We start from the raw sequence: 25,160 nt of genomic DNA on the forward strand, positions 1-25,160 counted from the left end.
AAACATAAAGAAAAAACAAACCGATGACGTGCAGAACGCATTTAGGTCACAGAAAAGCTACTGCAAGCAACCACTTGCAGTAGCAAAAAGATCACAACGTCGGTTAGCCAAGTAACATTCGAACGTTTCGAACCATTTTTTCCGGCTGTGCTGGCTTTACCATGTACAGGTTCGCTCCAAGGCTCATACCAAGCTTGATATCCTGCTCCTGTCCTTCAGTAGAAAGAACAACTATAGGCATGTCCCGGTATGTGTCCTGCTTGCGCACGTTTTCAATGAAGGTAAAACCGTCCATGTGCGGCATGTTGATATCTGTAATGATTAGATCAACAGCTCCACAGGAATACAATTTTTCCAAACCATCAAGACCGTCTTCCGCAGCAGTAACCTTAAAGCCTTCATTTTTCATAATAAACGCTACGAGATTTCGAACTGTCTTGGAATCGTCTACAATCAGAATATGTTTACTCATTTTTAGCGCTCTCTATCCTTCAAGAATGGCTTCAACAATATTATCAACAGAAATAATACTTATGAGCGAGTCTTCAGATTTCATTAAACCAAAGATATACTGAACTGCGATTCCCAGATGTGATTCAACAGCCCAGTCAATGGAATCCTGCGGCACTCTGTACATGGTGTGTACAGTATCGATAACAAGCCCGAACTGAAGTCCGTGCCGTTTACAAACCACAATAAATTTATCTGACCGCTCTTGTTCTTCTAAACCAGCAATGCCGAGTAATTCCCGCAATTGAATAATCGGCGTTACTATTCCTCGTAAATTAATGACTCCGGTCACAAAGGGTGGTGCAACGGGAAGTTTGGTAGCTGGCAAGCTCCGGATTACTTCCTGAACTGCGTTAATTGGAACAGTAAATTCTTGGCGTCCAAGAAAAAAGCTGACCATTTGCAATTCGCTTTCATTACGAAGCTGTTCAAGTAAATCTGGTTCTCTCTCTAAGCCACCCTGCCAACTTCCCTCTCCAGCCACTGGAGCCTGTGTCTCAACGTCTGAACTGTCTTTCGTAGCGGATTGGCTTGCAGAATTTGCAACCACATCCTGAATAGGTTCAGCAACTGCAATCTCAGGAGCCTGCGCTCTTGGTGCAGTAGACGAGACTTTAGCCTCATCTTCTTCAAAAGATGAAGGCGTATTCATCTTTTGGACAAGTTCTTCTGCAGGAGCAGCAAGCGTAACTGTCGGAATCGGTTCTACAGTTTCGGAAGTCTCATACGATGAGCCAACCGCAGTAAGAACACATTCCGGCTCAATGGACTTATTCAATCCAAGTCGCTCTAATGCTTCTGCTTCATTCACCCCAAGGTACTTTGACATAAATGCTGCTTCAGCCGCAGTAAATGTACTTGCGGGTTCAGACTGCACTACATCAAATAAATGATCTTCAAAATATTCTTCAGGAGTTTTTACCATAAGCTTTCTACCTCTTTTGCCAAAAGCTCATACCCACGTGCCCCACGGCAGGATGCATCGATTTCGTATACACTCTTACCCAGAGCACTTGCGTCCCTAAAACGGGTATCAACTCCAATTACTGAGGAAAACATTAAATCCCCCATTTTTCTACCGAGCAGATCCAGTACCCTGCGGCACGCCCCCGCTCGCTTATCATACATTGTAGCCAATGCCCGATACGTAACTGGTTTTGGCAGAACCTTATTAAGGGTGCGTAGTGTATCAAAAAGCAATTTCAGCCCATGTAACGCTAAAAAATCTGTTTGAATGGGTATAATTAACAGATCACAAGCAACAATCGCATTTACCTGAAGCATCCCCAGCTGGGGCGGACAGTCCAAGAGGATATAGTCATACTGATCACGAACCTCTTCGAGTGCAGATTTAAGCAAACTGCCCTTTCCATGTTTTTCCTTAAGATCAACCTCGAGCTCTGAAAGCCTGATAGATGCAGGTGCAACGTCAAAATATTGACCATCTTTTCTATCGATTAACTGCTTCCATAACAACGGCCAAACCTTACGCGGCGCTGTAAACAAATCATATGTTGTGCGCTGCACTGTATCCGGAAAAAAACGCAAGTGGACAGAAGCACACGCATGAGGGTCAAGATCCATAATGAGAACCTTCTTATCCATACGTGCCAACGCTGCACCGAGGGTGACAGTTGTGGTAGTTTTTCCCACGCCGCCTTTTTGGTTGGCGATAGCCAGAACTTTGGCGTTCAAACTATACTCCTCTACAGGATGCCCCGCTGCTTCAGATTAAGAATCTTTGCGATAAACGATTGCACCCTTATGATGTTCAGGTCTAAATGCCCGAGATATATTATGCAATGACTCAGAATGTCCAATCAACAAGGCACCTCCAGGCTGGAGGTTATCGTAGAAAGAACTCATAACCCGAGTCTTCATTTCATCATCAAAATAGATGATTACGTTTCTACAGAAAATAATCTGAGACCGCTCAATCCGTTTCATCTGCAACTTATCGTTAAGGTTCAACTGGTCAAACCTAACAAGTTTTTTCACGTTATCTGCAAGATGATATTCCCTTCCATCCTTCTTAAAATACTTACGAGTAATTTCAGGAGGAGTGGTTCGCAGCGCATAGTCGGAATAAATTCCGCTCTTTGCAGCGCCGAGAACTGCAGTGGAAATATCGCTTGCTGTGATCTTGATGTCCCAGGAAGCAATTTCAGACTTAAGAACCTCATGCAAAATTATGCCCAAAGTATATGGTTCTTCACCGGAGGAACAGCCAGCAGACCAGATACGGAGCCTGCGGCTACGTTTTGCTCTGAGTGCGTCCAACATTTCTTTAAGCACAACCTCTTGGAAAACCTTAAGTTGTGGTGGATTTCTATAAAAACTTGTCTCGTTTGTCGTAATCACTTCGTAGAGTTTATTCAACTCTTCTCTGCGGTTTTTATCGTACCGAAGGTAGTAGTAATATTCACCAAACGTTTTAAGATTCAAATCTTTCAGGCGTGCTGCCAATCTGTTTTCAATCAGGTACTTTCTGTTGTCAGCAATATGAATCCCGCACAAATCGTAGATATGATCTCTGATTTGGCGAAACTCTTCATCACTGGCATGAAGCTCCCGTTGAAAACTTGTGGATCTCGAGAAAAGTGATGACACATGGCCCCCCTACTATCTGCTTCTGATTTGATCTGCCGCTCGTTCTGCAGCCTCACAAATCTCCGGATCATCGTGACTCATCATGGTTAACAGCGCACCGAAACAACGTTCTGTGCCCATTTTACCAAGCATTTTTACTACCTTATGCTGAACAAGAACACTTCTTGCCGCAAAAACATTCAGCAATGGCTCCACCACTGTATCAGTGTGCAGGTCACCAAGATGCTCGATTGCGCGTACAGCTACCCAGTCATCTTCGTCATTCAAAGCTTCAATAAGATCAGCCTGGTAGATTTCAGACTGAGTTTTGCCAATCATATCAATGACTGCAAGTCGAATATCTCTGTTGCTGTCATGGAGCAGAGCCTGAACTTGATCAACAAGAGTTGCAGGTTCAGAGCTTAGCGCAATCAGTCCTTCCAGTGCTACAAGTCGAACATCAACAACAGGGTCGGAAAGTGCTTCTTTGAGCAGCTCAACATGAACATCATTCATGGATTTACCAAGAGCGTAGACTGCCATCATGCGCTCTGTAGCATCTTCACTTTCCACTCTGGATACAAAACGAATCCAAAGCATTTCATTATTCATGGCGACTGCGGCTTCTAATGCTGCATCCTTCACTTCAAAGGACTCATGAGACAGCATTTCGAAAATCATTTCTGCACTCTCAGGAGAATTTGAATTCTCACCAAGGAAGTACAATGCTTTCTTAAGAATCAATTCATCGGTGTGTTCTTTCAACATATTCTGGAAGAACTCTTCCTCTGAAGAACCAGCAGCTTTAACAAGCACTGTAATGAGGTCGCGCTGTACAAACAGCCCTTTGTCATTGAATACGGAAAGAATAGTCGGAATGGCTTTCTTCATCTCGTCTTCAGACATACGGGAAACGGCTTCCGCCGCAACACGCAAAGCAAGCTCGTTGTCTTCGAGGAACACGTCCAGCATGGCGTTATTACAACCAAGATGTGCAAGGCACTCTACAGCGGCAATAAGCTTATCGGTATCGCGATCAACATTGAAAGTGGCGACGGTGCTCATCACTTTCTGTGTTGCCTCATCACCTTTGGCGGTTGAAAGACCACGTAAAGCTGCAAGCTGAATCTGCTCATCTTCATCTTCAAGAGCAGCAAGCAAAGCATTGTTAAACTGATCCCGCTTTTCAGCCGGAAGCAATTCAAGAGTCTTATCCCCCAAAAGCTGGACAACAGCGCGGCAAATTTTATTTTGTAATGGTGCAGGTGCTGTTTTCATCTGTTCTATAAGCAGTGGGACAATCTTAAGGTCACCCATTTCACCAAGTGCTTCAACAATCATGGAAGCTACAAGCGGAGTGGAATGTCCAAGAGCACGAACTAACGCACCGGCAGTCTGCGCTGCACCAATTTTAGTAAGAGCTTCAATTACAGAAAACTGTACCCACTCTTCATCTTCCAATGCTTGAATCAGACTATCTGCTGCATCAGAAAAGCCAAGTTCTCCCAAGCTGACAGCAGCCTGATAACGAACGTTAACTTCTTCATCTTTAAGCAGAGCATCACAGAGTGGTGCAACAGCAAACAGACTATTGGAAGAACCTAAAATATCCGAAACAAAAATTCGAAGATCAGGATCTGTGCTACCAAGTTGGCTCATCACACTTTCGAGATCGTCTTCGGCAATTTCGCGCAAAATATCCATTGCAGCGTTACGTACCGGAGCTTCTTCGGAAGCAAGTAATGGAATTACTGTTTGAACAGTTTTTTTCCCGCGGATAACACGAAGAGCACGATCTGCAGCTTCCTGCACCCCTAAGTTGCCTTCCTGTATATGCCGGATGAGTTCCGGAACCGCGCACTCCATCTTTTCTGAACCTGCAACAAAGGCTGCATCACGAACGGACTCGGAATCATCAGAGCGTAACTGATTTAAAATTTTGTCACATCCAGACATACATGTACCTTCTTCGTTAGCGGAAATTCCGCATACATTATTTGTAAATGCTTGCCATCAGAGCTGCCGCCATATCATCGATATCCAAAATCTCGTCGGTCAGCTTTGCATCCACAATGGCCTTTGGCATTCCGTAAACAACACACGAGGCATCATTCTGAGCTAGAATATAGCCGCCTCTGTTTTTTAATTCACGAATTCCAAGCAAGCCATCATTCCCCATACCAGTAAAAATTGCCCCCACCGCACGACGTCCTTGTGCTTTGGCAACAGACTCGATCAACACGTTAGCAGATGGCTTATACAACGCATCGGCAGGCTCTTCCTTCACCACAACTTCCATTCTGGAACCACGCTGCTGCAACACAATGTGCTTTCCCCCCGGCGCAATATATGCAGTGCCGGGTGCGATTGGCTCAGAACCTGATGCTTCTTTCACTTTAATCTGACAAACACTATCAAGGCGTTTAGCAAATGGACCGGTAAACGCAGCAGGCATGTGTTGTGCTATTAAAATAGCAGCAGGGAAATTTGCGGGAAGTTTAGATAACACCTTCTGCACCGCAGGAGGGCCGCCAGTAGAAACACCAATGGCGACAACATCACGCTTTGGTCTCCCGCGCATAACAGGAGGTGCTATGCGTGCAGCAGCCTTTGCCGCAAGTGGCGGTCGACTGGTGCGTGGAGCACGGATTTTACGGCGAGATACGTGTTTTACTTTTTGTTGAAGATCTTTTTCAATTTTGACGATCTCAAGAGAAACCTTGGAAAGCTGCTTTGGAATAAAATCAACAGCACCAAGCTCCATAGCTTTAAGTGTTGACTCTGCACCTTCCATAGTAAGGGAACTGATCATCAAAACAGGACGCGGCATCTCCATCATAATATGTCGGAGTGCCGTAAGGCCGTCCATCTGGGGCATCTCGATATCAAGTGTTACAACATCAGGATCGTGCTGTCTGATGACAGTAAGTCCATCTGCACCGTTACGTGCTGTTGCTACAACTTTAATATCTGGATCCTTCTCCAGCATTGTTGTCAGCGCTTTCCGCATAAAAGCGGAGTCATCTACTACTACAACCCTAATCAACAGAATCTCCTGTTCACATTTTCCAACGGATCAGTACAGTATGCACATTCTTCCAACAGCAACATACTGTATGTCGCTTCCTGTCTGTTTAGAACACCATAGAGAATTCTAATTATTTTACAATAGGCAACTATTCGCTATTTTAAGGAAAAACATTTTTTGCATGCATTCTCCATACAGTACCAGCTAACACTTCGCGAGCATGGCTCACATAATACAAAGTACTGACTCTCATAAACCATTCCGCTGCCTACAACAGCAACAAAAGCTAAAGTAAGAACAAAAAAAGCCGCGAAACCATGTTTTGGCATCGCGGCTTTTACATTCTATGTAAAACTACTTGTATTGCAGAGTAACAACTGTAGTCACAAACAGACCGCGGCTACAATTCTTATCGGCAAAAACAAATTAATCTGAAGAGGAAAGTCTAGATACTTCTACCATTCCTTCTAGTGCACGGAGTTTATCAATAGTTCTGTATAGATGTGCAATGTCTCGCACCTCTACAGTAAACTCCATTTCGGACATTCCATCCACCATTGAATGGAACACGCCTGCATCAAGGTTAACTTTTTCCTGCATAAGCAGGTCACTAACCTTTGCCATCATCCCCATAATGTTCTTGGCGATCATTTTGATACGAGCAGGATACGGTTTATCCTCTGTTCCATCCCAGAACACGGAGATAAGACGCTCAGCTTCAAGGTTCTGAACATTAGGACAGTCTGACGTATGAACAGTTACACCGCGTCCACGACTAATGAACCCGATGATAGCTTCGCCCGGTACAGGAGTACAACAACGCGCGAAGCGAACCAGCACATCATCAACACCCTTAATACCCACACTATTTGCAAGAGTCTGCTCAATCCGTTCATCAGGAGCCGCCTCTACTTCTACTTCTTCAACTTCCGGCACTTCTTTCGGCTGAAGACGCTGAAGAATCTTGCGAGGAGTCAGGCGTGCATACCCAACCTGTGAAAGCAGTTCATCCACTTCCTTCAGATTGAATTCATCTGCTACCGCTTCAAACGCTCCCTCTTTGAGAGCCTTCTGGACGTTAATATCCATGCGGCGTCCCAATTTTTCCAACATCTCCTTACCAAGGCTGATGGAACGGGCACGTTCTTCCGTACGGATAAAGTGGTTGATACGGGTACGTGCTTTTGCAGTCTTTACAAAACGCAGCCAATCACGACTAGGATGTCTGTGCTGGTCTGTAATAATTTCTACGGTATCACCATTTTTCAATGGAGTAGAAAGTGGAACAAGCTTGCCGTTTACTTTTGCACCGGAACATTTATCACCAACATGTGTGTGAATCATGTACGCAAAGTCAATCGGGCTCGCCTCTTCCGGTAATTCTTTTACATCACCACCAGGGGTAAATACGTACACTTCGTCTTTAAACAGGTCGAACTTCAAAGAGCGCATAAACTCTTTGGAATCCGTTTCCATTTTCTGCCAGTCGAGCAGTTCGCGCAGCCATGTAAACTGCTGCACGTCACGGGCTTTCAGACGTCCGCCGCCACCCTCTTTATACAGCCAGTGTGAAGCAACGCCGAATTCAGCCAACTGATCCATTTCATCAGTACGAATCTGAATTTCGATGCGCTCACCTTCCGGCCCCACAACAGTAGTATGGAGACTCTGGTACATGTTCGCCTTAGGCATGGAGATGTAATCTTTAAATCTACCATGAACCGGCTTCCACATTGCGTGAACAAGACCAAGTACAGCATAACAATCGCGCACATCTTTAACGACGACACGAAACGCAATGATGTCATGAACCTGATCGAGCGTCAGGTTCTGCTGTTCCATCTTGCGATAGATTGAATAGCGGTACTTGATACGCCCTTTAATCTCAGCTTTAATGGTGTTTTCACCCATCATTGATGAGAGTAACTGAATCACGCTCTGGATGTATTCCTGCCCTGAAGTTCTGTTTGCATCCAACCATTCAGTAATGGAGCTAAACACTTCCGGACGCAGGTAACGGAAACTTAAGTCTTCAAGTTCCAGTTTAATACGGTGCAAGCCAAGGCGGTTAGCAAGAGGGACATAAATATCCATAGTCTCTTGCGAAATAAGTTTTTGCTTATGAGTCTTCTGGAAGTCGAGAGTGCGCATGTTGTGCACTCTGTCCGCGAGCTTAACAATAAGAACACGGATATCTTCCGCCATAGCAAGGATCATTTTACGGATATTTTCCGCCTGAGCTGCTTCCTTGCTTGCAAATGTCATCAAACTAATTTTTGTTACACCATCGACAACATCCGCTACTTCTTCCCCAAACTGAGCATCAATGACTTCAATAGTAGCAGATGTATCCTCTACCGTGTCGTGCAATAATCCCGCAGCAATGGAAACATCATCCATACGCATACAGGCAAGCTCATAGGCGACAGAGAGCGGATGCGACAGGTAAGGCTCACCGGAAAGGCGAGTCTGGCCAGCATGCGCAGCAGCAGAAAACACATACGCTTTCTGAATCAGAGCTACATCCGCATCGGGACGCAACTCTGTTACTTTATCTAATATTTCCTGAATCCTGATCATGGATTAGTTTGCAACCTCGTAACGCCTCTGGCTTTTAGGAACCCACCATCGGTCTAAATTATGCGTAATGCCTGCCGGTGCAGGCTCAATTCCTTTAAATCGCTTGTGTACGATCGGTAATGCATATGAAACGAATAAGAAGCAATATGGCTGATCCGTGTGCAAAATTTCCTGCACATGATCATACGCTTCCTTACGTACCTTCATATCGAGAGTATTCCGACCGATATCAAGCCATTTATCAAGTTCCGGATTGATATACTTAATAAAGTTCAAGCCACCGTCTTCAGCCCGTGAAGAGTGCCAAACTGTAGAAATATCCGGATCCTGAAGGATGTTCCACCCCAAAATAAGTGCGTCAAAGCGTCCCTTATTCAAAAATTCTTTGATGAATGCTGCCCATTCAACAGTTCTAATAGTGACCTGAATACCAATATCTTTCAACTGACTTTGAATGATCGTGGCAGTTTTTATTCGTGCTTCGTTCCCCTGGTTGGTGAGAATTGTGAACATGAACGGTATGCCATCCTTTTCAAGCATGCCATCCGCATTTTTAACCCATCCAGCTTTTTCTAATAATTCCATTGCCTTATTCGGATCATAGCCGTAATCTTCGATCTCTTTATTGTACACCCAAGTGCCCGGCTTGTATGGCCCGATGGTTGGCTTGCCCTGTCCGAATAAAACCCCTTTAACCAGTCCTTCTTTATCGATTGCGTAAGAAATTGCTCTTCGAACAGCTGCATCTTTGAAAATCGGGTTCCTAAAATTGAACCCTAAAAAGGAATAGCCAAAGGATAGATATCTGTACTTTGTAAAATTCTCTTCAAAATATTTACTGTCGGTCTGATATAAATACTGCTGCGGTGTAAGTGACATCATATCCAGATGCCCTGCCTTTAATTCCAGAAACATCGTCGTTGTGTCTGGAATAACGCGGTACACCATTTCATCTAGGTATGGTCTTCCAAGAAAGTACGTGTCGCTTGCTTCTAGAACAACCTTCTGGCCTCTATCCCATTGTTTAAATTTAAACGGGCCTGCACCAATGGGCTTTTCAGAAAGTGGAGAGTTGGAAATATCTTTACCTTCCAGCAGATGTTTAGGCATTATGTCCAACATCCAACTCAATAATATACGGGCAAGAGGTTTTTCGTATGTTGCTTCAAAGGTATACTTATCTATCAAAGTAAACTTTTTTACTAAAAGGTAATCTTGTGCATACGCTGTAGGTGTATTGGGATCGATATACAATTTGTATGTAAATTCTACATCTTCCGCAGTAAGGGGTACTCCATCTTCCCATACAACATCTTTACGCATCGTAATGCGTATTTTCTTTCCTTCATCTAAAACTTCAAATGATTCTGCTGCGTATGGAACAATTTTTAAGTCTTTATCGTACTTTAGAGGGGACACATAAATATTTGATGCAACCTCGTGAGACCCAGCATCAGAGCTCAGCATAGGAATCATATTTGCTATATCGCCAATTGAGCCTAAAATAATGCGTCCACCGTATTCCGGTTTCTGAATATTTGTTGTATTGTCTCCAACGGCTCTTGCGGATTGCTTGTTAGCAGAAGCCGCAGAGTTGGATGCAGATTGCTTTTTTTCAGCAGGAGAGCTGCAACCTGTTAAAAATAGAACACATAACAGTGCTCCCAAAAGCACTCTATTTTGCAAACTGCAATGCATAGCATCCTCACTATTGCCAAAATCATCAGATAGAGTATCCTGAGTAGATACAGAAAAAAATATTTAAGACGGTAGAGGTAACGCTAACAAACTTCTACCTTATTGAAAACTGATTGAATTTTGAACAACCTTATGCCCCTTTGCTATAGGGTAACATAGCGGGACGCCTCTTTAGGCGTTACATACTCCACAAGGAGCTTTTTTAGATGGATGAGGCTTCCGCAAAAAAACTGCTTCATGAATTGGTATCGAGTACCATTCCAGAATATATTATCGAAGGTTCCCAATACCTTCTCGACTCCGGCGGAGTTCAGAAGATTAGTGTTAAAAAAGGGGACGGATTCTGGGACATCTCCGGTACAGTTCAAGGTGAAGATTTTCAGATTTATTCTCCGAAAATTTCGCTGGATTTCCACGAGAACTCCACAAACTTCATCTGTAACTGTCCTGAGGCGTTTTCTGGTGCGTGTCGTCACGTAGGTGCCGCTGCTCTCAAGTTCATCCCTTCTCTTGAAGAGGGGGCTACTACCGAGGCTGCTCCTGCGAAGCCACGCTCAGACTGGAGACAGAACTTCAGATCCTACTTCTCTACCGAACTCGAACCAGAGGCCGGCAGACACTACCTTCTTTACCGTTTTCACCCAGAACCGGGCAGATTACAGGTTTCGTTCTTCCGTGCGAGACAGAACAAATCTGGTTTGTCCACAGTGCATAACGAAATTACAATCCAGCAACTCCTCGACCATCCGGACTGGCATGAACAGACACCGGGTCTTGCAGAGCTGTTGGAGCAAGTCGGTAAGTACAACGACTATTTCGGACATCGTGTAGAAATCCCCGATGGTCTTCTCACGTGGTTTCTCTGGACTGTTAAGAATGAGTACTACTTGTTCTGGCAGGACACAGATAAGCCGTGCCGTATTGAAACTACAACCATGCAGCTTAAGCTCAAGCCTGATCTTGAGGAAGCTGGTCTCACCTTTGCGGTAATGATTGAAGGAAGCGGTAAGCAACCTTTATCAATTACTGAAGAGGACGTATCATTCCACGGCCAGATGCCGTTATGGGTTTGCTGGAAAAAAGGGTTCCACCCTGTTCACACTACACTGGACGCTATGCTTGTTCAGGATCTTGTGCAGCATCCTCCACATGTCAGCCGTGATGATATCCCTGAATTTCTCGACAGAGTCTGGACACAGTTCCCGACGTCCGACTTACATGAACCTGAGAAGTTTCTGGAGCACATGGAACCTATTTTTGTTCCTGGCACGTACAACCCGAAACTTTTCCTTGATGAAGAAGGTTCACTGCTCACTCTGGAAATTCAGAACTTTTACGAGACAATTCACGGAGAATTCTTGCTTCCGGGCCCTAACCCTGAATTTATGACAGGTAGTTATGGATTCGAAGGCACCACATACCTCATTCGCCGCATGCAGGGTGAAGAGGCATTTCTTGCTGAAAAATTGTTGGAAATGAACTTCCAGCCTCGTAACAACCGTATCTGGTTCCTCGAACCTGAGGAAGCTATTACCTTCCTGTTGGATGCGTACCCTAAACTTATTGAGCAATACCGAGTATTCGGTGAAAAAGCGCTCTCCAAGTACAAGGTTCGCCTTGCCACTCCGGTTATTAATGCCACCGTGGAATCCAATGAGGACGAAAAATGGTTCTCTCTTGATATTGAAGTTGATTACGATGGCCAGAAGGTTCCGATCGATCTTATTTGGAAGGCATGGTCTCAGGGCAAACGCTATGTTCAGTTGAAAGACGGTTCATACACTAGCCTGCCAGAGTCTTGGCTTGAAAAAGTTGCGCACAAGCTGCGCGCTATGGGCCTTGACCCTGAAAAGCCACCACAGCAACGTTTTGAACAATACGAAGCGCCGGTATTGGACAACTTGCTTGATGACCTTCCTGAAGTGGAAACTGATGGATTCTGGGATACGCTGCGCGAAAAAATCCATACCTTCAAAGAAGTTACCACTATCAATCCGCCAGCGGGCCTACAGGCCACACTTCGCGGATACCAGCAGCAGGGTCTCAGCTATCTCAACTTCCTGCGTGAATATGGTTTCGGTGGCATCCTTGCCGACGAAATGGGTCTTGGTAAAACAATCCAGACTCTGTCCTTTATTCAGCACATGGTAGAGCGTGGAGACAACGGCCCTAACCTTATTGTTGTTCCAACCTCTGTTCTCCCCAACTGGGACCGTGAGGCCGCTAAGTTCGTACCAGAACTCAAGCGTCTTATTATTTACGGAACCCGTCGTGAAAACATGTTTAAACAGATCAACAATTCTAACTTAGTTGTAACAACATACGCCCTGCTTCGTCGTGACCTTGAAGAGTTACAAAAGTATGAGTTTAACTCTATCATCCTTGACGAAGCACAGAACATTAAGAACCCGAACACCATCACAGCCCGCTCTGTTCGAAAAATCAGTGCCCAGCAGAGACTTTGTCTCTCCGGTACCCCGATTGAGAACAACCTGTTCGAACTGTGGTCTCTCTTCGAATTCCTAATGCCGGGCTTCCTTGGTTCACAGCACGCGTTCCAACGTGGTATTGTGAAGCCTATTAAAGATGGTGACGTAGAAACAATCGAGCAACTGCGTACTCGCGTAAAACCATTTATTTTACGCCGTACAAAGGCAGAAGTGGCAAAAGATTTGCCGCCGAAAATCGAAAACGTTCAGTACTGTGCACTTGCTGAAGAGCAGGCAGAGCTTTACCATGCCTTAGCTTCCAAGCTTAAAGAACAGGTTATGTCTGACGTGGACGAACGAGGCATGGCACGCAGCCAGATGTCTATTCTGGATGCACTTCTCAAGCTCCGTCAGATTTGTTGTCACCCGCGCCTTCTCAATCTCAACATGCCTGGATTTACGACAAACCTGCCTTCCGGTAAGTTTGAAGCATTCAAGGACATGATTACTGACATTGTTTCTGAAGGGCACAAAGTACTGGTATTCTCACAGTTCGTATCCATGCTGCACATTATTCGCTCATGGTTACAGATTGCAGATATTCCGTACGCGTACCTTGACGGTACATCCAAAGACCGTTTCGATCAGGTAGACAGGTTTAACGATTCACCGGATATTCCTATCTTCCTTATCTCTCTGAAAGCAGGCGGTACAGGTCTTAACCTGACAAGTGCTGACTACGTTATCCACTATGATCCGTGGTGGAACCCTGCTGTTGAAAATCAGGCGACTGACCGTGCTCACCGTATTGGTCAGAAGTCTCAGGTATTCTCATACAAAATGATTTGTTCAGATACTGTTGAAGAAAAGATTCTCAAACTTCAGGAAATGAAAAAAGGTGTAGCTGACTCTATTATTCCTGGTAAGGAAGCATGGAAATCACTCACCCGAGACGATCTTGAAATGCTGTTCGATATTTAATTCAGCAAGACAAGCAATAAAAAAAGAGGGAACCAAATGGTTCCCTCTTTTTTTATCTTTAAAAACTGCCCAACGCTTAACTTTGGTTCGCTCTACATTTGACGATAAAATCTACGTGATAATGCTCGTCATGGCGAACCCATGAACGTCTTGTAGAAAATTGAACATACTTTTTCAAATGAGGCCAACGAATTGTCCCTGCTAATTGTTTCTGTAATGCAGGATCAAAAATAACTCTCCATATCTTCACACCGCTCTCTGCTGCTTTCTTATGCAACCAGTAGATATGTTCAGTCATTGCCTCAAAATCAATCTGCAAATCATCCATCCGGCCTCTGCGATCAAATTCTATTGAATAGCCAAGCTTATTGAATACAGAACAAGGCAGCGGAACAGATTGGCCCTTTAAATTTCGAACAGGAACCATAAAATCTACAGAAAGACCATTTTGGTGTGTCTTATGCGGCTTAAAAGATCCACCGGACTTCCACCCTGTTTCACCATACACAAAAACTGCATCAGGCATTGTCTGCTGCAGTGCTTTGTAACTAGCCAACACAACGTCTGCAACTTTTGAGTGAACGTACGTTCTGCCTGCAATCCATCCAAGGTTAGAATATGCAGAGAAATTCAACCCAGTACGTGGAAGCCTGACACCACCTGACAAATGACCAGATCGTGTTTCACCAAAACAGATACTTTCGTCAGCAGAAAATGCAGGAAGACTCGACATCAGCAGCATAACCACTAACGTCAGCCCCCTAAAGAGCCTTAAGCGAAACATTAAAACCTCTAAAGGGCAGCCACATAAATGCGACTGCCCATAATTTACATACAAGACAGAGATTCCTACAACACAGCAGCTAAACAGCAGACCTATGGGCGGAACCTTCTAAGACACCTTTCACAAGCTCTGGAAGCTGAGCAAGGTCTGGACTGATAACAAATCCTGCGTCACGCATGGCTTGTAACTTCAGTTCGATACCGCCTGAATTCTCATCAAGAATCGCACCGGCATGCCCAAGCCGCTTCCCCGGAGGGGCTGTACGTGCAGCAATGAAAGAAACTACCGGCTTTTCAAAGCCCGTCATTCTAACATAGCGGGCAAGTTCTTCTTCTGCTGAACCACCCACTTCACCCAAAATAAGCACTGCATGAGTATTGTCGTCATTGCGGACAAGTTCAAACAGATCTGTAAAACTTGTTCCGATAAATGAGTCACCACCGATGCCAACACAAATCGACTGCCCGATTCCAGCTTGCGAAAGTCTGTCCGCAGCTTCATAGGTCAGAGTGCCGGAGCGGGAGAAAATAGCGACATTTCCGGCAGTGAAAACATTTGCCGGCATAATGCCAATTTTGCATTGTCCGGGAACTATGACACCGGGAGTGTTCGGTCCGATAATATGTGTGCTGGAACCTGAAAGGTCTTGCAATGCAGACAGCATGCTGGCCTGCGCAATACCTTCAGTAATACAGATAACCCAAGGTATATCTTCTGTTGCTGATTCAGCAACGGCATCAGCAGCGAATCCGGCAGGAACAAAAATGATTGAAGCATCGATGCGGTGCTGTTTCTTTGCCTCGTGCACAGAGTTGTACACAGGAACACCCATAACTTCCTGACCACCTTTAAATGGCGTCACACCTGCAACAATATTTGTTCCATATTCCTGCATTAAGGCAACATGACGTTGAGCAACCTTACCGGTAATACCTTGAACAAGCACTTGCGAGTCTTTGTTTAATCCCAAAACATTAGCCACACCTGTGCGTGTAAATGGAGGCACTGAAGGCGGCAGCGATTCTGTATCCAAGATAAATTCAACGGTCGGAGCATCAGCAGGTTTTAATCTATTCAGAGTGTCCAACGCTTCATTCATTTCGCTGGCAATGAATACATTTTCTACAGAAGCTTCCTGCATCAATGCGCGGCCTTCTTCAGACTCAAAGCCTGCCATGCGAATAACAATTGGCTTTGGCGCTGGCTGTCCTTCAAGAACGGCAAGCAATGCGTTACCTACTTCTTTACAGGAAACAATTCCGCCGAAGAGGTTAATAAAAACCGCCTTCACATCATCATTTCCAAACAGAAGATCAAGAGCACGTTTAATACGTTCTCTGTCTGCGGCACCGCCTAAGTCCATAAAGTTTGCGGCAGTCAATCCATTAAAGTTCAACAAATCCATTGTCGCCATGGCAAGCCCTGCACCGTTAACGAGAATCCCCACCCAGCCTTTAAGTTCTACATAGCTAAGTCCGGCTTCACGGGCGATGGTTTCTTCGCGGGAATGATGTTCAGGGGTATAGTATCCACCCAACATGCTTGGATTCAAATCCACCACGTTGTCATCAAGTTCAACCTTACCGTCAAGAGCCATCCACTCGTCCTGCTTTGTAATAACAAGCGGATTAATTTCTGCCATGAGCAGGCCAAATTTTGTTACGGAACCATAAAGTTTTTTCACGAGATCACAGAAACCGGCATAGTGCTCTTTGCCCACGCCAAGTTCAAAAAATGCAGCCCGCAAATGATGATCTTTCAAACCGGAAAGAAGATGAACTCGTTGAATAAGCGGCTTGGCTGCCTGCGTAGAATTTTCTACTTCAATCCCGCCGGCTGCGCTTACTGTGAAGAGAAGGTCTTTGCGCTCACGGGAGAGCACAAAAGAAAGGTAGCATTCTTTTGCAATATCGGTTGCCTGTTCCACTCGAATGAAAGGAACCGTATTGCCTTTGATTTCCATGTTGAAAATTTTTTCAGCTTTCTGATAGAATTCTGACGAATTATCCGCCCGCAAAATCCCACCGGCTTTTCCGCGGCCACCTGTAAGAACCTGTGCTTTAAGGTACCACGGTGGCTCCATATGCTCAGGAACAGCTATCGTATCAGGTGTTAAAAGAGTTCCCTCTGGGGTAGTAATTCCAGCCTCGCCAAACAACTTCTTGCTCAAGTGCTCGTTCAGAAACATGGTGCTCCGTCCGTAAGATGAGAATTATCAGTCATCAAGTGTTGGAACCATTCGCTGGACAAGAATGTTCGTGTACGGCCTTCCGTACTGGTCGGCTATGAGAAGCTTGCTTCTTATACCGCGTGCTGTATCAGTCACAATATAGTGTCTAAGTCTACAACATGCAGCATATGCCCACACGTTACTCAATAATGCTCATAATAACATTACGAAGACGTGTTCCGACCAAAGTCTCATAATTGCATAACAGCGTTAACATCCAGCATCCTCAGCCAGCACATACTGCGTCTCTTATTAATAAGCACGCGGTATATGGGCATATGTCCGCAGGGCTAGTACCATACGGCACTCACTGTATGTACAGTTGGTAACTGCACATCCGAAGTCATGCCGGTCATGCCGACATGAAATAATATAAGAAAACCAGCAATGCGCCGTCGCTATGGGGAAGACGCATTACTGGAATCGTCTACAATCTGATAGTTAGCTACCAAATCCGTTGGTTACTGCTAGTAACCTGCATCTTCGTTAATCAAAACAATTTTGATGCGCTTTGGCGGGAAACATTTTTCAGTAATTGTCCAGATATTACAGATGCGTTCAGGACTGGAGCAATCCAGACACTGGCCTGTTTTTTTACAAGGAGTTTTCATATCCAAACGCATGGTATTAACAGGTGCTACATAATCTTTAATACGGAACATTGCATCATCAACAGTTTCTACCAGCTTGTTTCTACTGATAAATAGAACAACATGCTTTGGTCCGAAGTTTAATGCGGCAACACGGTTACCGGTCATATCAAGGTTGATGAGCTTACCGCATTCGGTCACACCGTTTGTGCCGGTAAGGAAAAGGTCAGCCAACAGGGACTGGCGACGCAGTTCATATTTTTCTTCAGCGGAAAGTGACTTATCGTATGGATCAAAAAATTCTAGTGCTTCATTTGAACGCACATCGTCAAGAATTCCAGTATCTGCAAGCGTAACTGAACCGCCAATAGCCACGGTTTTTACACCCTTGAGAGAAGACATAATTTCTTCATCAAATACTTTTTTGGCATCTTTGACAGAGTTTGCCATAAACACTTCAAAGTTATTCTTTTCAAGAACTTCTTTCAGTTCTGCCAGGCGTAAAGTCCAAAAGGTATCAATCGGGTTGGTCATATTATTAATCCATACTGGTTTTAAAGGGTCTATCATCAGTATACAAAGCAAGTCGCTTTTCATACCTCGCCAGCTGATAAGGCGCCAAACGATATTCAATACCACGAGTCAGTGCTTCTTGTTGCGTAGCTACAGCCTTATCAAATTCATTAGACGATGCATACGCAGCTGCCAATGAATCTAATACACGCGGATGTCTTTTGCTTCGCTCAAGAATTGGCAGTAAAAGGTCAACGGCACGTTGTCCATCACGAACAAGGTCTGAAGGGCATGTTGCTAAAAACCACCCTGCTTCATTTACCGCTGAAATAGAATCTGAAAGGACTAGAATCTGTTCCATGTCTACTTTTGCCAATGCATATTTTCCAGCATCATTCAGCACCTGCATTCGGGAAACGAGTAATCGAGTATCACTAGGCGTAATTAGTAGACCTGCAGTTAAATCTTTCAACGCTGCCGGTAAATTGTTAGTGGTGCGCCACAAAGCGGCGCGGTTTAACAATGCTTCCGTGTATTGATCATTAATTGCCAATGCACTGCTAAAATCACTAAAAGCAGCATCAAGTTTACCTAAAGCAATTCTGCAATATCCTCGATTATTATAGGCGACTGCGTTGCTTGAATCCACTCCGATAAGCTGCGAATACATAAGCTCTGCGGCAGACGACTGACCAAGCTTTTGCAGTAATCTTGCCTGCGCCATCATCAAGTCGGGTCGGGAAGGTTCCAAGGCAGCCGCTTTTTCCAACCAGAAATAAGCAGTGCCGTGTTCACCCTTCTTGAGTGCTACCTTATACAAATAGTACACAGGTTCAATCAAATTCGAATCAAGTACATTTGCTGTTTTCAATAATGGTTCAGCAGCATTATAGTCCTTCATTTCATACGCTACGATACCGCGCGCTGTAGGAATAATTGCTTGTTCATCGCCATATTCTTGCACCGGTCTCAACGCATCATGCGCTGCGACAAATTTTTTACGGTGTGCATATGCAATTGCAGCATACCCATGTGCCTGTACATATTCTTTATGCAATTTTGCACGCAAGGCTCTGTAACGATTCTGTTCACGTTTTTTTTGACGCTTTTCATCCCTATCTGCTGAAAAAGAGAGACGATTTCTTTTCTTCAACTCCGGCTTAACGAAGCCTTTTTTATATGCGTCAAATCGTTTTGTAACCGTGCCCCACTTTCTTTGTACATATGCATCCTGCAAAGACTTATAAAGGGCATCGTTTTTATCCAGTTGTTGCTGCACTACCCACGTCACTAAATCTTTAGCTGACGCAGGAGATGTGATGCTTATACAAAAGCAAACGGCGAGGAGGAATACTCCCACGCCGTTATAGTATTTTTTAAAATCCATACCGCACGTACTCCTTGTCCCTGCGGTTAATACTCTGCACATATCGATACTTTTCATTTGCCCTCGCCTGCTCCAAAACTTGTCGCCCGATAGCAAGACAGCGATCGCACGCGCCAACTGGCACCTCAACCCCCAAGCTTAACGGGTTCAATGATGAACATGTTTCAAGGCGCAAAGTTCCTGAACAGTCAGGGCACAACACTACAGATTCTATCTGACTTTCGCTGATACCATCAGTGTCATAATAAATATCTTTAGCGCGAACGATAAAATCGCCGTCGCGCTCGTAGCCCTCTTTTTTCACTAACGCATCGATATCCGGAGTAGATGAGGCAAAATAGCCTGCAAGTAACTCGTTAGAGAGTTTTTTAATATACTCCGTTACCTGTTCTGTCTGAGCATAACGCTGAGGATTATAGTCAGGCTCAGCAACATGCTCATAATCAATACCTGCCATTGCAAGGCAGATTCCAAGATTCACATACGGCAACGCACCCTGAATAGAATAGCCGCCTTCCAGCACAGCAATGTGAGGATTCAGCAATTCATTCAGCCTTGCGTATCCGCGTGCTGAAAAATTCATATTCGTGATCGGATCAGAGTAATGATTATCCTGACCCGCAGAGTTAATAATGATGTCCGGCTTAAATTCATCCAACACGGGAAGCACAACATTTTCTATTGTGTACAGAAAACCCTCGTCAGATGTATTAGGCGGCAACGGGATATTCAATGTCTTTCCATATGCATTCACACCGCCGCGCTCAGCAGGAAATCCACTTCCTGGATACAATGTCCTGCCATCCTGATGCATGGAAATAAAGAGTACATTCTTATCATTCCAGTACACATCCTGCGTACCATCACCATGATGACAGTCTGTATCAACAACAGCAATTTTGAGTGCACCGTATGTTTCGCGGATGTACTCAATCATCACTGCTTCCATATTAATGTTGCAGAACCCGCGCGAGCCATGAACGGACTTCATCGCGTGATGACCGGGAGGACGAACCAGCGCAAACGCCTTGTCCTTTTCCCCTTCCATCACCAGCTGTGCAGCGCGAATCGCTCCACCGGCTGAAATCAGATGCGATTTGGTACACACACTTTCCACATTCGGAAAACAGAAATGGGTACGTTCCACATCTTCGAGCGAAGCAACCAACGGCTTGTATTCCGAAATTCCTTCGACATCAAAAAGTCCTTCTTCACGCAACTGATCCTGCGTGTACAAAAGGCGCTCTTCCCTCTCAGGATGAGTTGCGCTTATTGCCCAGTCATATGCGGGGAAAAAGATTACCCCTAAAGAATTTTTAGCTCGTAGCATACGTTCTCTTCTGCCTGCAATCGCCTGTCACATATTAATGACTTGACAACTATTGATTAACCAACATTTTCTGTTTTCATTATTGAGATAGCTGTTCGCATACGATCAACGATCTGCTCAAATACTCCATCAGGGGTTACAGAAGCGTCAACAACAGCAAAGCGTTTGTGATTTAATGCAGCCCAAGTGAGGTAGCCTTCGCGTACGCGGGAGTGGAATTCCATAGCTTCTGCTTCAAAACGCCCTTCAGCACGGGAGAGACCTTTTTCGATATTACGGGAAAGCGCACGACGCAATCCGATCTCCGGCTCTACATCAAGAAGCAATGTTACATCCGGCCATAAGCCAGTGGTTGCAACTTCGTTGAAGGAGTGCAGCAGGTTTGGATCAAGCCCACGACCATAGCCCTGATACACAACCGTTGAATCTGCATATCTATCGCAAAGAACAACCTTTCCAGCTTCGAGTGCCGGTTTAATAACCTGCGCAACATGCTGTGCTCTATCAGCAAGGTAGAGGAACAATTCTGCTTCGCTGGTGATGTCTGTGTTTTCTGCATCAAGCAGTAAAGCACGGAGAGTTTTACCAAGCTCACTGCCACCCGGCTCACGGGTAAGCACTACATCATACCCTTCTGATTCAAGCCAGCCGTGCAGCTTTTTTAAAACGGTACTTTTACCGGAACCTTCCATTCCTTCTAAAGAAATAAACATATCTCATCCTTCGGTATGTTTGAGCCTTAGCAGGTTGCAAACAATATATGTTTCTCGATTGCCTTCGGCGAACGGGGCTCTGCCCCTGTACCCCGCAAGGGGGACGCCCCCTTGACCGCGATTAGTATTACTTAATGGATAATGCTTTGGTAGTCAGCCCAAAGCTAAAAGTCATCTTCTTCGGGGAATCCCGAAGCTGAAAACGGTGATGGCGAAGCAGCACCTTCAGGAGACATTGGTGTGGAGTTATCTCCAAAAATTTCATGAGGGGCAGGAGGTGTCATCTTTGGTTTAAAAATGAAACGTCCCAATGTATTCTGATATGGTGTCCAGCCCGTATCACCATCTTCAAAATCGCTGAACAGGCCACGAAGCTGTGCAAGCTTTGCATCTATATTATCTGCATAGTGCAATACAAGCGCTTCAGCCGTAGCAGGAAGAACTGGAGAACCCCATTCCCTCTGACCATGATGCCCGAGAATCAGATGCTTAAAGTGCATCTGCAATTCAACAGACAAACCAGAGGCAACAAGGTACGGATCTACTTTCTCCAACCCGATGTTGATATGCCCGATAAGGCGACCTTCGTCAGTATAATCTTTTACAAGACCAGCACTCAATTCCCACGCTTTACCAATGTCGTGGAAGATAGCACCAGCAAGCAAGACCTGACGATCAAGCTCCGGATACTGGTCACAAAGCTTCATACACAGCTGTGCGACAGACAGGGTATGTTCAAGTAAGCCGCCCAAGTATGCATGGTGAACGTTTTTTGCACCAATCGCGCTTTTGAACCGAGCTGATACTTCTGCATCAGCGAGAGCAGATTCGACAAATGTCATCCACGGGGTATGCGTGAAAACAGACGCACATAATCCAAGCAACTCTGCGTACATGTCATCAGGGTGACGTTCTGCTGCTGCTACAAAGTCGCCCATATCTAATTCTTCAAGGTCATCAAAACCAAGAATTTTCATATGCTCGATGTTTACATCTAAAATATCGCGGTACGTACTGGCACGACCTTTTACAGCAAGCATCTGCCCTGCAGCTATTTCAGGAAACTGCTGAGCAAGCGGACTCCAAGCTTTCGCACCGATTGAACCGGTTCTATCAGATAATTCGAGTCGCCAATAAGGACCATTCCTAGCCTGAGCAAGTGTAGCTTGCGTAATGGCAAAAATAGTCAGTACTTCATCATTATTGGAAATATCTCGAACAAATTGAATTTTTTTGAGGTCCATTTTATACCCTGAAGAAATAAAAAATTACGTTCCAAAATAGCCGAAGAAAAAGCTCTTATCAGCAAAGGCTAACATCTCGTAAATGTATCATATAACCACAGCTAACTTCTGACTTTCACAAAGCCGGAAATGTGGTGTAAAAGACAAATAGTATTCATTGGCAAGCACTAAAATAGTGCGGTGGATGTTTGCAAAAAATGAACAGTAGAATATCTACGTTGCTTTTTCCACTCGCCAACCACATGCGCCAAAGACAAAACTTCTATCATTAACAAAGATATGCTTCCTGTTTTTTAAGGAAGTTGTCAAACCATTTGATGTTTACAAATACAAGCACTTGCCAGAGGTTCTTATGATTATTGCACTTACAAATGATGACGGTATTCAGGCACCCGGTTTACGCGCCATATACAAGGCTCTGACGGACGCAGGGCATACTATCCACTGTGTAGCTCCAGTTACCGAACAGTCCGCTGTAGGTCACGCAGTTACTCTTTCCATGCCGCTCCGCATTAAAGAATTTAAAGAGAACGGATTCCGCGGCAAGGGAGTCTACGGTACCCCTGTGGATTGCGTAAAACTCGGGCTCACCAGCCTTATTGATGAAAAAATTGATCTTGTCATCTCCGGAATCAACGCAGGCGCTAACGTAGGGCCAGACATTCTGTACTCAGGCACCGTTTCCGCAGCCACAGAAGGCGCAAGCATGGGCTATCCTTCCATGGCGGTATCATTTGATAACTTCAGACCGGAAAACCTGTCAGAACAAGCTGAGTTTGCGGTCCAGCTCGCAGAGAACCTGCCATGGAATGCACTACCAAAACGATGCGTTGTGAATATCAACTTCCCGAACATGCCAATGGAGCAGACTAAAGGTTTACGAGTATGTCCGCAAACCAGTGCGACTTGGAAAGACTGGTATGTACACAATACAGATCCTCGTGGCGGCAGCTACTGGTGGCTGGATGGAAAAATACCACCGGAAAATGTTGCAATGGGAACAGACCGTGACCTGTTGAACCAAGGATACGTGACCCTCACTCCGCTGAAATTTGAATTTACGGACGAGGATACCATGTCTGCCCTATCTGTACTCAATATTGATCAGTAGAAAAGACTGCACAGCAATTTTCAACAGCAATTACTCTGTTTTATAAAGCGTTACCTGTACCGCACTGCCATTCTCTACCGCAGTGCGGTACAATCTTTAAAAAAAATTGAATAAAACAAACTCTTGGGAACAGTGGATTTAACGATTGTTCACAAAATATTTTTTAATAAATGTACTGCTAGCTATTGCAGTTTGTTTACTTTGCTTTTATGAGCACCACGTGTAAAGTACACATGTTTGACGTCAGTACGGATTTTTATTCACACGTTGGACTGTATATACCAAATTCAAGCTTAGTCTATTAATTGCCTCTTTGTTGAGTTCATAGCGGCGCTTTGATGCGCTAGAAGTGTAAACGGTTAACTTACCGATCGATCCATACACGCCCATGGTCGAGCACATTTATATGTAGCAAAGTGGCACAGTTAAGCTTATGTGTTTTCTATTAGTAATCATAGAATTACGGCTTGTTATCCGTAATATCATGACTACCATAATATTTTTTTGAGGAGGTCATTATGCCACTTATCGGTACTAACGAGATGTTTGCTCGTGCATACAAGGAAGGCTACGCAGTTGGTGCGTTTAACGTAAACAACATGGAAATCATTCAGGGTATCATGGAGGCAGCTCAGGAAGAAAAAGCTCCTCTTATCCTTCAGGTTTCCGCAGGCGCTCGCCGCTATGCAGGTCAGGTCTACATTAAGAAGCTCATCGAAGCTGCTCTTGTAGAAACTGATCATCCCCTTGCTCTGCACCTTGACCATGGTCAGGACTTTGAAATTTGTAAGCAGTGCATTGACGGCGGCTTCTCTTCAGTTATGTTTGATGGTTCCCACCTCGACTTTGAAGAAAACATCGCTATTACCAAACAGGTAGTAGAATACGCTCACGATCGTGGCGTTGTTGTTGAAGCAGAACTTGGCCGTCTTGCAGGCATTGAAGATGACGTACAGTCTGACAAATCCATTTACACTGATCCTGATCAGGCAGTAGAATTTGTAGAGCGCACAGGTTGTGACTCTCTTGCTATTGCTATCGGAACCAGTCACGGCGCATACAAATTCACCGGCGAAGCTCGCCTTGACTTTGCGCGTCTTGAAAAAATCACCAACATGCTCCCTGAGTACCCTATTGTGCTCCACGGTTCTTCTTCCGTGCCTCAGGAGTTTGTTGACATGGCAAACAAGTACGGCGGAGACATCGGCTCTGCTAAAGGTGTTCCTGAAGACCTGCTGCGTAAAGCTGCTACATACGGCGTTTGTAAGATCAACATCGACACAGATATCCGTCTTGCTATGACAGCAGTTATCCGTAAGCACTTTGCAGAGAATCCTACCCACTTTGACCCACGCCAGTACCTCAAACCAGCTCGTCAGGCTGTAAAAGATATGGTTCAGCACAAGATTAAAAACGTGCTGGGCTGCTCTAACAAGATTTAAC

18 protein-coding genes are annotated in these 25,160 nt (G+C 44.8%); 3 read left to right on the forward strand and 15 right to left on the reverse strand.

Annotated features, from left to right (window positions below; all coding sequences use genetic code 11):
- Window positions 1–103 precede the first annotated feature (103 nt).
- The 8 genes from ACZ5V1_RS09710 to ACZ5V1_RS09745 all read right to left on the reverse strand — a co-directional run bounded on the left by ACZ5V1_RS09710 (window position 104) and on the right by ACZ5V1_RS09745 (window position 10,405).
- A complete protein-coding gene (locus tag ACZ5V1_RS09710) occupies window positions 104–472 on the reverse strand; it encodes a response regulator (protein ID WP_160715154.1) in 369 nt (122 codons plus the stop codon).
- A gap of 12 nt (window positions 473–484) precedes the next feature.
- Entirely contained in the window at window positions 485–1,435 is a 951-nt protein-coding gene (locus tag ACZ5V1_RS09715; protein WP_464388671.1) for a chemotaxis protein CheW, read from the reverse strand.
- A complete protein-coding gene (locus tag ACZ5V1_RS09720; RefSeq protein WP_464388672.1) occupies window positions 1,429–2,205 on the reverse strand; it encodes a ParA family protein in 777 nt (258 codons plus the stop codon). The genes ACZ5V1_RS09715 and ACZ5V1_RS09720 overlap by 7 nt, the downstream gene beginning before the upstream one ends.
- 36 nt (window positions 2,206–2,241) lie before the next feature.
- The gene (locus ACZ5V1_RS09725) at window positions 2,242–3,120 is read right to left on the reverse strand and encodes a CheR family methyltransferase (RefSeq protein WP_464388673.1); all 879 of its coding nucleotides are present in this window, start codon (window positions 3,118–3,120) and stop codon (window positions 2,242–2,244) included.
- Window positions 3,121–3,132: 12 nt separating this feature from the next.
- Window positions 3,133–5,055, reverse strand: a complete 1,923-nt coding sequence (locus ACZ5V1_RS09730) for a HEAT repeat domain-containing protein (RefSeq protein WP_464388674.1) — start codon at window positions 5,053–5,055, stop codon at window positions 3,133–3,135.
- Window positions 5,056–5,092: 37 nt separating this feature from the next.
- Window positions 5,093–6,145 carry a protein-glutamate methylesterase/protein-glutamine glutaminase gene (locus ACZ5V1_RS09735; RefSeq protein WP_464388675.1) on the reverse strand — a complete coding sequence of 351 codons (1,053 nt, stop codon included), beginning with the start codon at window positions 6,143–6,145 and terminating at the stop codon, window positions 5,093–5,095.
- Between the two features lie 408 nt (window positions 6,146–6,553).
- Window positions 6,554–8,707, reverse strand: a complete 2,154-nt coding sequence (locus ACZ5V1_RS09740; protein WP_464388676.1) for a RelA/SpoT family protein — start codon at window positions 8,705–8,707, stop codon at window positions 6,554–6,556.
- Window positions 8,708–8,710: 3 nt separating this feature from the next.
- The gene (locus ACZ5V1_RS09745; protein WP_464388677.1) at window positions 8,711–10,405 is read right to left on the reverse strand and encodes a peptide-binding protein; all 1,695 of its coding nucleotides are present in this window, start codon (window positions 10,403–10,405) and stop codon (window positions 8,711–8,713) included.
- 206 nt (window positions 10,406–10,611) lie between these two features.
- On the opposite strand from ACZ5V1_RS09745, the gene ACZ5V1_RS09750 reads away from it, so the two are divergent.
- Window positions 10,612–13,815 carry a DEAD/DEAH box helicase gene (locus ACZ5V1_RS09750; protein ID WP_464388678.1) on the forward strand — a complete coding sequence of 1,068 codons (3,204 nt, stop codon included), beginning with the start codon at window positions 10,612–10,614 and terminating at the stop codon, window positions 13,813–13,815.
- 76 nt (window positions 13,816–13,891) lie between these two features.
- On the opposite strand, the gene ACZ5V1_RS09755 is transcribed toward ACZ5V1_RS09750, so the two are convergent.
- From ACZ5V1_RS09755 to ACZ5V1_RS09785, 7 genes are all read right to left on the reverse strand, one after another.
- Window positions 13,892–14,599, reverse strand: a complete 708-nt coding sequence (locus ACZ5V1_RS09755) for a penicillin-insensitive murein endopeptidase (RefSeq protein ID WP_464388679.1) — start codon at window positions 14,597–14,599, stop codon at window positions 13,892–13,894.
- A gap of 79 nt (window positions 14,600–14,678) precedes the next feature.
- Window positions 14,679–16,787, reverse strand: a complete 2,109-nt coding sequence (gene sucD / locus ACZ5V1_RS09760) for a succinate--CoA ligase subunit alpha (RefSeq protein ID WP_464388680.1) — start codon at window positions 16,785–16,787, stop codon at window positions 14,679–14,681.
- A 509-nt stretch (window positions 16,788–17,296) separates the two neighbouring features.
- Window positions 17,297–17,953 carry a lactate utilization protein gene (locus tag ACZ5V1_RS09765; protein ID WP_464388681.1) on the reverse strand — a complete coding sequence of 219 codons (657 nt, stop codon included), beginning with the start codon at window positions 17,951–17,953 and terminating at the stop codon, window positions 17,297–17,299.
- Between the two features lie 4 nt (window positions 17,954–17,957).
- Window positions 17,958–19,319: a tetratricopeptide repeat protein gene (locus ACZ5V1_RS09770; RefSeq protein ID WP_464388682.1), complete on the reverse strand. Its 1,362-nt coding sequence runs from the start codon at window positions 19,317–19,319 to the stop codon at window positions 17,958–17,960.
- A complete protein-coding gene (locus tag ACZ5V1_RS09775) occupies window positions 19,309–20,649 on the reverse strand; it encodes a histone deacetylase family protein (protein WP_464388683.1) in 1,341 nt (446 codons plus the stop codon). Before ACZ5V1_RS09775 ends, ACZ5V1_RS09770 begins: the two co-directional genes overlap by 11 nt.
- Window positions 20,650–20,705: 56 nt before the next feature.
- Window positions 20,706–21,362: a dTMP kinase gene (gene tmk, locus ACZ5V1_RS09780; RefSeq protein ID WP_464388684.1), complete on the reverse strand. Its 657-nt coding sequence runs from the start codon at window positions 21,360–21,362 to the stop codon at window positions 20,706–20,708.
- 164 nt (window positions 21,363–21,526) lie between these two features.
- Window positions 21,527–22,606, reverse strand: a complete 1,080-nt coding sequence (locus ACZ5V1_RS09785; protein ID WP_464388685.1) for a 3'-5' exoribonuclease YhaM family protein — start codon at window positions 22,604–22,606, stop codon at window positions 21,527–21,529.
- 352 nt (window positions 22,607–22,958) lie between these two features.
- On the opposite strand from ACZ5V1_RS09785, the gene surE reads away from it, so the two are divergent.
- Window positions 22,959–23,717 carry a 5'/3'-nucleotidase SurE gene (gene surE, locus ACZ5V1_RS09790; RefSeq protein ID WP_464388686.1) on the forward strand — a complete coding sequence of 253 codons (759 nt, stop codon included), beginning with the start codon at window positions 22,959–22,961 and terminating at the stop codon, window positions 23,715–23,717.
- Between the two features lie 518 nt (window positions 23,718–24,235).
- On the forward strand, window positions 24,236–25,159 hold the full coding sequence (gene fba, locus ACZ5V1_RS09795; RefSeq protein ID WP_464388687.1) for a class II fructose-1,6-bisphosphate aldolase: 924 nt from the start codon (window positions 24,236–24,238) through the stop codon (window positions 25,157–25,159).
- Window position 25,160 lies beyond the last annotated feature (1 nt).

This window comes from Halodesulfovibrio oceani subsp. galateae (genome assembly GCF_055397225.1).

Coding starts and splice junctions, on each gene's coding strand:
- surE (WP_464388686.1), top strand. CDS start 22,959: ATGATTATTGCACTTACAAATGATGACGGTATTCAGGCACCCGGTTTA.
- ACZ5V1_RS09750 (WP_464388678.1), top strand. CDS start 10,612: ATGGATGAGGCTTCCGCAAAAAAACTGCTTCATGAATTGGTATCGAGT.
- ACZ5V1_RS09745 (WP_464388677.1), bottom strand. CDS start 10,405: ATGCATTGCAGTTTGCAAAATAGAGTGCTTTTGGGAGCACTGTTATGT.
- ACZ5V1_RS09740 (WP_464388676.1), bottom strand. CDS start 8,707: ATGATCAGGATTCAGGAAATATTAGATAAAGTAACAGAGTTGCGTCCC.
- fba (WP_464388687.1), top strand. CDS start 24,236: ATGCCACTTATCGGTACTAACGAGATGTTTGCTCGTGCATACAAGGAA.
- tmk (WP_464388684.1), bottom strand. CDS start 21,362: ATGTTTATTTCTTTAGAAGGAATGGAAGGTTCCGGTAAAAGTACCGTT.
- ACZ5V1_RS09785 (WP_464388685.1), bottom strand. CDS start 22,606: ATGGACCTCAAAAAAATTCAATTTGTTCGAGATATTTCCAATAATGAT.
- ACZ5V1_RS09770 (WP_464388682.1), bottom strand. CDS start 19,319: ATGGATTTTAAAAAATACTATAACGGCGTGGGAGTATTCCTCCTCGCC.
- ACZ5V1_RS09775 (WP_464388683.1), bottom strand. CDS start 20,649: ATGCTACGAGCTAAAAATTCTTTAGGGGTAATCTTTTTCCCCGCATAT.
- ACZ5V1_RS09730 (WP_464388674.1), bottom strand. CDS start 5,055: ATGTCTGGATGTGACAAAATTTTAAATCAGTTACGCTCTGATGATTCC.
- ACZ5V1_RS09715 (WP_464388671.1), bottom strand. CDS start 1,435: ATGGTAAAAACTCCTGAAGAATATTTTGAAGATCATTTATTTGATGTA.
- ACZ5V1_RS09755 (WP_464388679.1), bottom strand. CDS start 14,599: ATGTTTCGCTTAAGGCTCTTTAGGGGGCTGACGTTAGTGGTTATGCTG.
- ACZ5V1_RS09765 (WP_464388681.1), bottom strand. CDS start 17,953: ATGACCAACCCGATTGATACCTTTTGGACTTTACGCCTGGCAGAACTG.
- ACZ5V1_RS09710 (WP_160715154.1), bottom strand. CDS start 472: ATGAGTAAACATATTCTGATTGTAGACGATTCCAAGACAGTTCGAAAT.
- sucD (WP_464388680.1), bottom strand. CDS start 16,787: ATGTTTCTGAACGAGCACTTGAGCAAGAAGTTGTTTGGCGAGGCTGGA.